The following is an 11709-nucleotide window of genomic DNA, read 5'->3' as shown; positions in this document are numbered from 1 at the left end:
ACATGCGCACGCTGATCGCTCTCGTCATCGCATCGCTGCTCGCTCTTGCCGTCATCGCGATCGCGCAGCCCACGGTCCCGAATCTGCCGTTCCACGACTCGCTGCGCGGCCTGACGCCGATCGGCGAAGAGACCCGGGCCCCGCTCATGGCGCCCACCGAAAACAAGGACGTGATACGCGGCCTCAACTACGCGCAGCAGCCGCCGACGATCCCGCACAAGATCGACAACTATCAGCTCGACAAGAACGCGAACCGCTGTCTCGCGTGTCATGCGCGCAGCCGTGTCGAAGAGAGCGGCGCCGTGCCCGTCGCGGTTTCGCATTACATGGACCGCGAGGGCGTGGTGTCCGGGCATCTGTCGCCGCGCCGCTATTTCTGCACGCAGTGCCACGTTCCGCAGGCGGACGCGAAGCCGCTCGTCGGGAATACGTTCGTCGCGATCGAAGACATCAGGCGGCAGCCGGCATCCAAGAACCAGAAACGATGAGCGATCGACATGTGGGCACTGATCAAGCGCTACTGGGTCACCATTCGACGGCCGAGCCTGTACTACAGCCTCGGCTTTCTGACATTGGGCGGCTTCGTCGCGGGCGTGATCTTCTGGGGCGCCTTCAATACGGCGATGGAACTGACCAACACCGAAGTGTTCTGCACCGGCTGTCACGAAATGCGCGACAACACCTTTGCCGAACTCAAGAACACGATCCACTTCAGCAACCGCTCGGGCGTGCATGCCAAGTGCTCCGACTGCCACGTGCCGCACAACTGGACGGACAAGATCGCGCGCAAAATGCAGGCGTCGAAGGAAGTGTGGGCCAAGGTATTCGGCACCGTGAACACGCGCGAGAAATTCCTCGACAAGCGGCTCGAACTCGCCGAGCACGAATGGGCGCGCTTCAAGGCCAACGATTCGCTCGAATGCCGCAACTGCCACTCGTTCCAGTACATGGACTTCACGCGCCAGAGCCCGCGCGCGCAGGAGGCGCATCAGCGTTTCCTCGAGACGGGCGAGAAGACGTGCATCGATTGCCACAAGGGCATCGCGCATGAATTGCCGAACATGACGAAGGCGCAGGAGATCGAGAACCGAAAGAAGCAGTGAGCGCGGCTCAAGGGTCTGGTCACAACGAGAGAGGAAACATCGATGCTCAGCGCCCGGCAACTCGACGTGATGCGCGGCGGCCGCACCATCGTGGCCGGCGCGGATTTTCACGTCGATGCCGGCGCGGCGCTGCTCATCCACGGCGCGAACGGCAGCGGCAAGAGCTCGCTGATCGCCACCCTCGCGGGCTTGCTGCCGCCCGCGGCGGGAAGCGTGTCGTGGCGCGGCGTGGACGTGCGCGAGCATCCTGCGCGCTTTCGCCATGACCTTGCCTGGCTCGGCCATGCCGACGGTTTCAACGGAGAACTGACCGTCGACGAGAATCTTCGTTTCGCCGCGCTGCTCGGCGCGAGCATGGCATACCGGAGCGAGTGCGATGTGCTCGAGCGCGCGGGCGTGCGGCCGCTCCTGCACACGCGCCTCAACCGTCTGTCGCAGGGGCAAAGACGGCGCGTCGCGCTCGCGCGCCTCGTGCTTTCGGCCAGGCGGCTCTGGCTGCTCGACGAACCCACCGACGCCATCGACGAAAGCGGCGCGCGCTGGTTTGCCGAATGCGTCGACGCGCATCTGCATGAAGGCGGCACGCTCGTCGCGACGACGCATCGCCCGTTGCCCGTCGATGCCGCGCGCACGCGGCACCTGCATCTGGAGCGAGGCGCGGCATGATCGGGCTGACGCTTCAGGTCATTCGCCGCGAACTGCGCCTGAACTGGCGCTCCCGCACCGTGACGCTTTCCGTGCTGCTGTTCTTCATCCTGGCGTCGAGCCTGTTTCCGCTCGGCATCGGTTCCGATCCGAAGCTATTGCAGGCGATTGCGCCGGGCGTGCTGTGGGTCACGGCATTGTTCGCGGCCTTGCTGTCGGCGGGCCAGCTCTTCAGCAACGATTTCGCGAGCGGTGCACTCGAGCAGATGCTGCTTTCGCCGCAGCCGCTCGCGGGCATCGTGCTCGGCAAAATCGCCGCGCACTGGCTCACGACGGGTCTCGCGCTCGTCGTGCTCGCGCCGGTCGTCGCGCTCGAATACGGGCTGGACGCACGCACGATTCTCATGCTGATGGTTTCGCTTCTGATCGGCACGCCGCTGCTCTCGCTGATCGGCTCGATGGGCGCGGCGCTCACGCTCGGCGTGCGCGGCGGCAGCGTCGTGCTCGCACTTCTGATCCTGCCGCTTTACGTGCCGGTGCTCGTGTTCGGCGTCGGCGTGGCCGATCCGGCCGCGAGCAGCGCGTGGTCGAACGCGAACGTCTCGCTGCTCGCGGCGGCCCTCTGTCTTGCGCTCTGGCTATGTCCGTGGGCGAGCGCCGCGGCCCTGCGCATCTCGATGGAATAGCGCCCATGAACTGCTTTCGCTATGCGTCCCCGCGCAACTTCGAACGCTTCGCCGCACGCGCGACGCCGTGGTTCGGCATCGCGTGCATCGCGTTGATCGCGGCGGGGCTCGTGATCGGCCTCGTTATCGCGCCCGCCGATGCGCTGCAGCGCGACATCTACCGCATCATGTTCGTGCATGTTCCCGCCGCGTGGATGTCGATGTTCATCTATCTCGTGATGGCCGCATACAGCGCGCTGCATCTCGCGATGAACGCGCGCCTCTCAGCGATGATGGCGCGCGCGCTCGCCCCGACCGGCGCCCTCTTCACCGCGATCGCGCTGATTACCGGCGCGCTGTGGGGCAAGCCGACCTGGGGCACGTGGTGGGTCTGGGACGCGCGGCTCACGTCAGAACTGATCCTCTTCTTCCTGTACGTCGGCTTTCTTGCGCTGCATGCCGCGATCGACGGCACGCGCCGCGCGGACCGCGCGTGCTCGGTGCTCGCGCTGATCGGCGTCGTCAACATTCCGATCATCTATTTTTCCGTGCAGTGGTGGTACACGCTGCACCAGGGGCCATCGCTCGGCTTCGGCAGCGGCGTGTCGATGACCGCATCGATGGCATGGGGCATCGTCGTGATGAGCGCCGGATTCTGGTCGTATGCGATCGCGGTATCGCTCGCGCGCGTGCGCGTCATCATGCGCGCGGCAGATCGCATGCCGGCGGGCGACGAAGCTCCCGCGCGAATCCGGGAGCATGCAGCATGAACATGGTCGAGTCCGTCATCGCGATGCTCGCCGCGAACCCGATCCTCTCGGCCGCGTTCGCGATCACCTTTTCGCTGATGGGCGCGCAAGCGTGGCTCGTGCTCCGCGCGCTGCGCGAACCGGAGTCGCGCCGATGAGGGCGCGGCATCGCCGGTTCGCGTTCATCGCGTTCGGCGTTGCGAGCGCCGGGCTCGCGTGCGCGCTCGTGCTCAATGCGTTTCGCGCCAACGTCATGTTCTTCGTGAGCCCGAGCCAGATCGCCTCGCACGACGCGTCGCGCACGCAGCGCTTCCGGCTCGGCGGGCTCGTCGAGCGCGGCTCGCTCGTGCGCGATGACGGTGGCCGCGCCGTCCGCTTCGTCGTCACGGACGAACGCGCATCGGTGACGGTCACGTACGCGGGCGCGCTGCCCGATCTCTTGCGCGAAGGCAGCGGCGTCGTTGCACAAGGCACGCTCGGCGCCGATGGCCGCTTTCACGCCGACGAAGTCCTCGCGAAGCACGACGAGAAGTACATGCCGCCGCAAGTCGAACGCGCGCTGCGCGAAGTGCGCGCTGCGGCGGACGCGAACCCGGCCACGCGCCGATGATTCCCGAGCTCGGCCACTTCGCGCTGATTCTGGCGATGCTGCTCGCGCTCATCGCGGGCATCGTGCCGATGCTCGGCGCGCGCTTCGGGATCCCGCAATGGATGCGCGTCGCCGCGCCCGCCGCGTGCGGGCAATTCGGCTTCATCGCGATCGCGTTCGGCTGTCTCGCGGCGTCCTTTCTCGGCGATGATTTCTCGGTGATCTACGTCGTCGAGAATTCCAATTCGGCGCTTCCGGCGATCTATCGATTCACCGCCGTCTGGGGCGGCCACGAAGGCTCGCTGCTGCTCTGGACGCTTCTGTTGACGCTCTGGATGACGGCCGTCGCCGCGTTCGGCCGCCGGCTTGCCCAGCCGTTCGCCGCGCGCGTGCTCGGCGTGATGAGCTGGCTCGATGCGGGCTTTCTGCTGTTCATGCTGCTGACGTCGAATCCGTTCACGCGCATCATGCCGCCCGCGATGAACGGCCGCGATCTGAATCCGCTCCTGCAAGACCCGGGCATGGTGATCCATCCGCCCTTGCTGTACATGGGCTACGTCGGATTCTCGGTCGCGTTTGCGTTTGCAATCGCGGCCCTGCTCGACGGCAAGCTCGATGCCGCGTGGGCGCGCGCATCGCGTGCCTGGACCCTCGCCGCATGGATGTTCCTGACGCTCGGCATCATGCTTGGCAGCGGCTGGGCGTATTACGAGCTCGGCTGGGGCGGATGGTGGTTCTGGGACCCGGTCGAGAACGCGTCGTTCATGCCGTGGCTCGTCGGCACCGCGCTGGTTCATTCACTCGCCGCCACCGCGAAGCGCGGCGCATTTCGCGCGTGGAGCGCGCTGCTCGCGATCTGCGCGTTCTCGCTTTCGCTGCTCGGCACTTTCCTCGTGCGCTCCGGCGTCGTGACGTCGGTGCACGGATTCGCGTCCGATCCGGCGCGCGGCGTCTTCATCCTCGCGCTGCTCGCCCTCTTTTCGGGCTGCGGCCTCGCGCTCTTCGCCTGGCGGGCGCCGCGCGCGGCATCGTCGGCGGTGGGCTTCGAGCCGGTGTCCCGCGAAGCGCTGTTGCTGTCGAACAATCTGCTGATGCTGGTCGCCGCCGCTTCGGTGATGCTCGGCACGCTCTATCCGATGATCCTCGACGCACTCGGCCTCGACAAGATTTCCGTCGGCGCGCCGTATTTCGACAGCGTATTCGTCCCGCTGATGGCGCCGGCCGTCTTTCTGATGGGCGTCGCGCCGCTCGCACGCTGGAAGGCCGCCCGCCTGCCAGAGATCGCCGTACGCCTGCGCTGGGCGGCGCTCGTGAGCGTCGCGTCGGCGTTCGTGCCCGGCGTGTCGCGCCCGCTCGTGAGCCTGGGCTTTCTCCTCGCGGCGTGGACGTTCGCCACGATCGCGACGAGCGTGTACCAGCGCATCGTCAGCGCGAGACAGCGGGTGCGGCTCGCGACAGTCGGCATGTGGCTCGCGCATGCGGGCGTCGGCGTGTTCGTCGTCGGCGTGACAATGGTGAAGGGCTTTCCCGTCGAACACGATGCGCGGCTCGCGCCCGGCGAACATATCGATGTCGGCGGCTATCGCTTCCGTCTCGACGATGTACGCGAAAACAACGGCCCGAACTATCGTGCGATGCGCGCGACGATCAGCGTGACGCGCGACGGCCGCGCTATCGCCACGCTCGATCCGGAGAAGCGCGAGTTCCTCGTCTCGAACACGCAGACGACCGAAGCGGCCATCGATCATGGGGTGCTGCGCGACCTCTACGTCGCGCTCGATCAGCCGGCCGGCGGCAACGCGTGGACCGTGCGCATCCAGATCAAGCCGTTCGTGCGCTGGATCTGGGGCGGCTGCATTCTGATGGCGCTCGGCGGCCTGCTCGCCGCGGCGGACCGGCGTTACATGAGACAGCGTGCGCCGCAGTCCCGGCGCGCGCCGGCGCCGGCTGCTGAAACACCGCCGCCCCTCGGCGAAACCGGACGATGAAGCGCTTCCTGATCCCGCTCGCGGTGCTGGCGCTGTTGACCGCGGTGCTGGCGGCCGGCCTGAGACACGATCCGCGCCGCCTGCCTTCGGCCCTGATCGGCAAGCCCGCGCCCGCGTTCGATCTGCCGCGCCTCGATGCGTCCGGCGAGCGGGTGTCGTCGGACGCGCTGCGCGGTCAGGTGTGGATACTGAACGTGTGGGCGTCGTGGTGCGAGGCGTGCCGCGACGAGCATCCGGTCCTGATGAACGTCGCGGCCAGCGGGGCCGTGCCGGTGTACGGCCTGAACTACAAGGACGAGCGCGAGCCCGCGCTGCAGTGGCTCGACACGGCCGGCAATCCGTATGTGGCTTCGCTGGTGGATCGCGACGGGCGCACGGGCATCGACTATGGCGTGTATGGCGTGCCCGAAACGTTCGTGATCGATCGGGCGGGCGTCGTGCGATACCGGCAGGCCGGACCGATTACCCGCGCGTCGCTGGAGCGCGTGATTCTGCCGCTCGTCGGCGTCCTGCGGCAGGAGAACGGCCGTGATTAGACGCATCGCGTCGATTCTCCTCATGCTCGTGTCGTGCGCTCACGCGCAGGAATCGCCCGACGACGAGCGCGCGCGCCGACTCGCCGAGCATTTTCGCTGCGTCGTGTGCCAGAACCAGAGCCTTGCCGATTCGAACGCGAGTCTCGCCGCCGATCTTCGCGCGCGTATTCGCGAACAGGTGGAACACGGCGCGAGCGATGACGAGATCCGGTCCTACATGGTGCGCCGCTATGGCGACTTCATCCTGTACCGGCCGCCTGTGAAGCCCGTCACATGGGCGCTGTGGTTCGGACCGTTCGCGGTGCTCGCGGCCGGCGCGGTCGCGATGGCACGGCATATCCGGCGCGCGCGAAACGCCCGGCGCCAGAGGAGCCCGTCTCCATGATGGCGTTCTGGCTGATCGTTGCCGCGATGATGACGGGCGCGCTCGCGTGCGTCGTGCTGCCACTGCTTTACGCGCACACAGCCGGACGCGGCACGGCGCACGCGGCGCTCGCAGGCTTGCTGATCGCGCTCGTGCCGGCGTCGGCGCTCACGCTGTACATGCGCATCGGCGATCCGACGGCGCTCGCGATAGAGACTGCGCCCCGCGCAACGACGCAGGGACATGCGGACACGCCTGCGTCGATGGAAGCGGCGGTCAGTCTGTTGGCCGCGCGTCTGCAGCGCGATCCGAACGACGCGCAGGGCTGGTCGATGCTCGCGCGTTCCTACATGGTGCTCGACCGCCCGGACGACGCGACCGCGGCGTACCTTCGCGCGGTCGCGCTGAACCCGCGCGACGCGGAACTGCGCGCGGATTACGCCGACGCCTTGGCGAGCGCAAACGACGGCAATCTGAACGACGCGGCGTTGAAGGTCGTCGAGTCCGCCCTCGCCATGGACGCGAATCAGCCGAAAGCGCTGGCGCTGGCCGCGTCGGCCGCGTTCGACCGGCGCGATTACGCGAACGCGATTCAGTTCTGGCAGCGATTGAAGAACGTGCCGGACGTGGCGCCGGAGATTGCGCAGCAGGCGCAAAGGAATATCGACGAAACGCGCGCGCTCGCCACGGTGAAAGGGGCGGCCGTGCAAGTGCGCGTGAGTTTGAGCCCGGGGTTCGAGAAGCGCGTTCGTCCGACCGACACGGTGTTCGTCTACGCGCTCGCCGACGATGGCTCGCGCATGCCGCTCGCGGTACAGCGCCTGAAGGCGGGTCAGTTGCCCGCTACCGTGCGTCTCGACGATTCGATGTCGATGACGCCGGGCCGCCGTCTCTCGGATTTCTCGCGCGTCAGCGTCGATGCGCGCGTGTCGGCATCGGGACAGGCGCGGCCGGCGCCGGGCGACATGACGGGGTCGAGCGGAGTTGTGTCTTCGAACGGGGCAGGTGTTATCGAGTTGAGGATCGGTGATGTCGTGCGTTGAGTGCGTTTGTGCTTAGCGGGACAAGCCACCTTTGTTTATTCGCGCCAGGCACTTTTTCGCAAGCTCCATTCCGCCGTCAAAAAGGCGCGTCCTCGAATTCCATGAGCGGATAAACGGTCTGGCTCCCGTCGATGCTCAGCACCAGCCGCACCGCGTGGTGGAAGCTCGCATAGCGCCCCACGAACCGGCCAAGCACATCGCCGAAGAGCATCGCGTCGCCATGCCCGTCGAAGGCGGTCGTGTCGAGCCCCACATGAACACGAATCTCGAACCGCATATGCCCTTTCCCTACCGTCTGATGCTCGGTCAAGCGGACATCGTCGATGGCATCAATGCGTCGCTCGATGCCATCGCCGGGTAACCAATCGTAGAGTTCCAGGGCAGCGCGAAACGCCGACGCGCCAGCCATCCCGATCATGTTCAATTCGTTCGCGGCGCCCGCCGCAAAATGCCCCAGCACGCGCCAGTCGTATTCAGGGTGATGGCGTGGCGGATACAGCGGCAGGGTCGGCGCGGTCAGATTGCGCACCGACGCGATCCCGGTGAAGCCCGACACTGTCTGGGTGATCGTCGCCTCGGCGAGCGCCATGCGCGGCAGGCGGCCGTTGTTCGCGAGCGCGCGCACGGTCAGGTGCCGGTCCGGTGGCGGACGATTCTTATCGTGCCGCGCCTCGCGTCGAAAGCCTTCCCATAGCTGGCCCGCGAGCGTCAGCCAGAGCTCGCGCCCCGTCACGCCGAAGCGCTTCGAGCTATGGAAATACCGTTCCGGCTTCTCATAGCGCAGCGTCCAGCCGCGATGCCGGAAACTCGTGAACGCCTGATAGGCATGGCGCGCGCTGTCTTCCGGGTCGGCTGCAGTCACCGCAAGCACGTCATACGGCTCGATGTGATCGTCCACGCCCGGCTGCACGAGAACGCGATGTTCGCGATCATGCCAGTCTGTGGGACGCAGCGGCAGCGCATCCACTTCGAACAGGTTGATCACAGGCGTGCAGAAAAGACGGAAGCTCTCGCGGCTTACCGAATAATCACCCGGCACACGCCCGTCCAGTTCGATCTCGAAGGTCATGTGCGACTCGCCCGCCGGCAGCACCGAGGCGTCGAAGCCGCACAGATCGACGAAGTGGAATTTTTGAGGGAACACGAAATATTCCAGCAGCGTCTGTTCGCGGTCGAGCATGCGGTCGCGTTCCGGCTCCGTGACCGGCCAAAGCCGCGTGGACGGACCGAAGCCCGCCGCTTCGAAGCGCACGCCATCGAGCGGCTGCAACTCGCCGTTGCGCACCGAAGGCAGGCGCAGACCGATCGAGGCGACCTGGCGCGTCAGCGCCGCATAAAGCGCGGCTGCAGCGGGCCGCGCGCCGTGCAGATACAGACGAATGCGCGACAGATCCGTCGCCTCGCGCTGCTCGCCCAGCCACAGCCGGAACGTGAGGCGAATGGCGGTACGTCCGCCATCGCGCACCGCAACGTCGGCATCCTCGACCGAGAGCGGCAGCAGTTGCACTGCCTGCGTCGTCCGATAAAGACACTGCACCCGATCGGGACCGACAGGCGCCGAGCGCACCACGGCACCTGCCGGAATTTGCGCTGCGCTCGCGGCCCCGCGTCCGAGCGGCGTGCATTCGATGATCGACAGCGACGGGATCGCCCGCGCAGCATGCTCGTACAAGTTGTCGATGAGCGCCTCGGTGAACTCCGGGTTGCCATCATCGAGCTTCATGCGCAGGCGCGCCATGAGCAGCGCAAAGCCTTCAAAGGTCGCGCGCACGCTGTCGCCCTGCTCGCCGTACCGCATTCCCATGCGGCGCGCAGCGTCCGGCTGGGCTTTGGCAAACTCGGCCGACGCCGCACGCAGATAGCGCATTTCGGAGTCGAAATATTTGAGGAACGGGTTCTCGTGTTCCAGCGCGACGTGCTTCCATGGGGCGGTCATGGTTGCATCTCCGGTGGCAACGGCGGCAGGGACGCGACTCCAGCAAGCGCGCCGCCCTTGCCAACCATGAAGATGCGCTGCGGCAACTTGAAGCCGCGCAGCTTCAGCAAATCGAGCGGTCCCGCGCCGACCTGCGTCTTGAGGTCGTAGTGCAGAGGAACGCCGTTGCCCTGATTGAAGGTCAGCGCATAGGTCGTGCTGTCGAGCGGTTTGACCTGAGCCGTGCCGAGCAAACGCAATAGCGCCCAATCGCCATTCGCGGCGAACGCCATGCGCATGCCCGCATCGAGCGATTCCCACGTCAGTTGGACACGGCCGTTCTGGCCGTTGCCAGGCCATACGATCGATGTGTACGCCTCCAGTTGATTGAAGTACTCGATCTTCGTGCCGTCGATGCTCAGAATGCTGCGCGTCACCTCGGGCGTCGGATGCGGCATGATCTGGAATCGGTAGCTGGCATCGCCCTGCGCATACATCTGCGCGCCGAGCGTCGACAACTGGCGCAGCGCCGCGAGAAACGCAGGATCGAATTGCAACGCTTGTGGCGCGAGTTCGTTCGGCGCCCAGGCGTTGCCTTGAGGCTGGAGCATGCCCGCGAGTTGCGTCGTCACGAAACGCGCGATCAGCCCGGAATCGGGTTTGATGTAGCGGCCCAACTCGACGAAAGACGCGTCAGCGGTTGTGTCCGAGAAGGGATAATGGCCATCGAAAGTACTGGTGAAGGGGGCGGCGACCGATAAGCGCCACGCCTCGTTCAAGCTCGCTGCCGCGGGTTGCAGGATGGTCTGCCACGCCACATCGAGCGGGTGGGCGAACAGCGCATTGCCGAAGCCCGACCATTGCGAGCCGAGGCTCGCGGCGGTGAGGGCCGCGTCGTCGCGCGCCTGTGTGAGTTCGGAGAGCTTGCCCTATTTCGGGTTGCAGTAATTCATGACCGACGCGAGATCCCACGGGCCGACCATCGTGTCGCCATTGGTGCCCTGTGCAGGCTCGTTACACGACGATGGCGTATCCGGCCGATTTTGCTCATGCGCGAAGCCCAGCGCATGGCCGAATTCGTGCGCGGCGACCCGACGAATGCAATATTCCTCGCGCCCCTGACAACTCGGGGTCCAGTTCTTGAAAGTGAAATTCAGCGCCATTCCGCCTTGAGCATTGTTCAGCATCGCACCCAACCCCCGCGTGTGCGGGCCGCTGTCCTCGACCGTAATCCGAATACCGTAGTAGTTCGGATTACTGACGCACTGCTGCCAGCCCATAAACTGTACGCCGGAATATTTCTCCCACGTTTCTTCGATCGCGGAGCGAGTCCAGCTACGCTCTGCGGAATATAGCGCGAAATCGGCATTGTTCATGTCCCAGCACACGCCGATAGGAACATGATCCCAAATAACAGTCGACAACGCGTATCCCTTCACCGTCGCCTTCTCCTGCGCCGTCCACTGCGCGGCAGAACTCCTGCTCGCGGAAGTCAGAGCTTCGCTGCCTCCATCGCTTCCGCCGCACCCACTGATTAGCATTCCTGATAATATCGCCAGCGCCAAATCCCTTAGCCCCTTCATCTTTTTATCCGTTATGACAATCCACGCGTCCTCACGCATGGCATAAGAAGTATATTTTTAGCGCGCGATCAAACTGTCTCGTTCATTACAGAATATTTCCAAACGCTTCGCGTTTATGAATAAAATTGAAATCTACTGCTTTCAAGCAATCGAATGGCGGCAAGTCCCGCGCGATGAAAGCCACCTTCCGGCGGGCCAAAAAAACGGCACGCCATGACATATTCGTCGCACTCAACTGCCCATTGTCGTTCCGATCCGGATTGCAAGAATCCGTGATCGATTAGCTGTTCGCGGTGGCCGCAAAGGTGGAGCGCGGCACATCGCCTGAATTTCCACAAGCAGGTCCGGCCCCGCCTGGCTTGTGAAGATGACCATCGTCATGAAGGCGGCAGACGCGGCAAACCGCTGTTCCCTTGTGATAAGCGCGGTGCTCGCGCGTACTCCCGTCGGCCGCAATTATTTTTGGATTATCGGCGTGCTGCCCACAAGGCGTGGGCGAACCGCAAGGGATGCGGAGTAGAAGCGCGCA

14 protein-coding genes are annotated in these 11709 nt (G+C 65.4%); 11 read left to right on the top strand and 3 right to left on the bottom strand.

Annotation, left to right across the window (positions count from 1 at the left end):
- Positions 1 to 2 precede the first annotated feature (2 nt).
- Genes NCT32_RS15145 through NCT32_RS15095 form a run of 11 tightly spaced genes read left to right on the top strand, consistent with a single transcriptional unit; the run spans position 3 to position 7682 of the window.
- A complete protein-coding gene (locus NCT32_RS15145; protein ID WP_061118276.1) occupies positions 3 to 488 on the top strand; it encodes a nitrate reductase cytochrome c-type subunit in 486 nt (161 codons plus the stop codon).
- A gap of 9 nt (positions 489 to 497) precedes the next feature.
- Positions 498 to 1103 carry a NapC/NirT family cytochrome c gene (locus NCT32_RS15140; protein ID WP_061118277.1) on the top strand — a complete coding sequence of 202 codons (606 nt, stop codon included), beginning with the start codon at positions 498 to 500 and terminating at the stop codon, positions 1101 to 1103.
- A gap of 42 nt (positions 1104 to 1145) precedes the next feature.
- Positions 1146 to 1769 carry a cytochrome c biogenesis heme-transporting ATPase CcmA gene (gene ccmA, locus NCT32_RS15135; protein ID WP_061118278.1) on the top strand — a complete coding sequence of 208 codons (624 nt, stop codon included), beginning with the start codon at positions 1146 to 1148 and terminating at the stop codon, positions 1767 to 1769.
- Positions 1766 to 2434, top strand: a complete 669-nt coding sequence (ccmB, locus tag NCT32_RS15130; RefSeq protein WP_061118279.1) for a heme exporter protein CcmB — start codon at positions 1766 to 1768, stop codon at positions 2432 to 2434. The genes ccmA and ccmB overlap by 4 nt, the downstream gene beginning before the upstream one ends.
- Positions 2435 to 2439: 5 nt before the next feature.
- Positions 2440 to 3183, top strand: coding sequence for a heme ABC transporter permease CcmC (gene ccmC / locus NCT32_RS15125; RefSeq protein ID WP_061118280.1), 744 nt, complete (start codon positions 2440 to 2442; stop codon positions 3181 to 3183).
- Positions 3180 to 3320 (top strand): hypothetical protein, encoded by a 141-nt coding sequence (locus tag NCT32_RS15120; protein WP_250477308.1) that lies wholly within the window; start codon positions 3180 to 3182, stop codon positions 3318 to 3320. The genes ccmC and NCT32_RS15120 overlap by 4 nt, the downstream gene beginning before the upstream one ends.
- Entirely contained in the window at positions 3317 to 3772 is a 456-nt protein-coding gene (gene ccmE / locus NCT32_RS15115) for a cytochrome c maturation protein CcmE (protein WP_061118281.1), read from the top strand. Before NCT32_RS15120 ends, ccmE begins: the two co-directional genes overlap by 4 nt.
- Positions 3769 to 5739 (top strand): heme lyase CcmF/NrfE family subunit, encoded by a 1971-nt coding sequence (locus NCT32_RS15110; protein ID WP_061118282.1) that lies wholly within the window; start codon positions 3769 to 3771, stop codon positions 5737 to 5739. The genes ccmE and NCT32_RS15110 overlap by 4 nt, the downstream gene beginning before the upstream one ends.
- Positions 5736 to 6275: a DsbE family thiol:disulfide interchange protein gene (locus NCT32_RS15105; RefSeq protein ID WP_061118283.1), complete on the top strand. Its 540-nt coding sequence runs from the start codon at positions 5736 to 5738 to the stop codon at positions 6273 to 6275. The genes NCT32_RS15110 and NCT32_RS15105 overlap by 4 nt, the downstream gene beginning before the upstream one ends.
- The gene (locus NCT32_RS15100) at positions 6268 to 6660 is read left to right on the top strand and encodes a cytochrome c-type biogenesis protein (RefSeq protein WP_061118284.1); all 393 of its coding nucleotides are present in this window, start codon (positions 6268 to 6270) and stop codon (positions 6658 to 6660) included. The genes NCT32_RS15105 and NCT32_RS15100 overlap by 8 nt, the downstream gene beginning before the upstream one ends.
- Entirely contained in the window at positions 6657 to 7682 is a 1026-nt protein-coding gene (locus NCT32_RS15095; RefSeq protein WP_061118285.1) for a tetratricopeptide repeat protein, read from the top strand. Before NCT32_RS15100 ends, NCT32_RS15095 begins: the two co-directional genes overlap by 4 nt.
- A gap of 76 nt (positions 7683 to 7758) precedes the next feature.
- Here NCT32_RS15095 and tssF read toward each other — a convergent pair whose 3' ends face one another.
- The 3 genes from tssF to NCT32_RS15080 all read right to left on the bottom strand — a co-directional run bounded on the left by tssF (position 7759) and on the right by NCT32_RS15080 (position 11180).
- Positions 7759 to 9618, bottom strand: a complete 1860-nt coding sequence (tssF, locus tag NCT32_RS15090; protein WP_086961047.1) for a type VI secretion system baseplate subunit TssF — start codon at positions 9616 to 9618, stop codon at positions 7759 to 7761.
- Entirely contained in the window at positions 9615 to 10415 is an 801-nt protein-coding gene (locus NCT32_RS15085) for a type VI secretion IcmF C-terminal domain-containing protein (protein WP_061118286.1), read from the bottom strand. The genes tssF and NCT32_RS15085 overlap by 4 nt, the downstream gene beginning before the upstream one ends.
- A gap of 111 nt (positions 10416 to 10526) precedes the next feature.
- A complete protein-coding gene (locus NCT32_RS15080) occupies positions 10527 to 11180 on the bottom strand; it encodes a M12 family metallopeptidase (protein WP_250477306.1) in 654 nt (217 codons plus the stop codon).
- Positions 11181 to 11709: the final 529 nt, after the last annotated feature.

This window comes from Caballeronia sp. INML2 (assembly GCF_023631365.1).
GTDB classification, from domain to species: domain Bacteria; phylum Pseudomonadota; class Gammaproteobacteria; order Burkholderiales; family Burkholderiaceae; genus Caballeronia; species Caballeronia turbans.
Note: the sequence above shows the minus strand (reverse complement) of the source record. Positions and strands in the feature narration are given on the sequence as shown.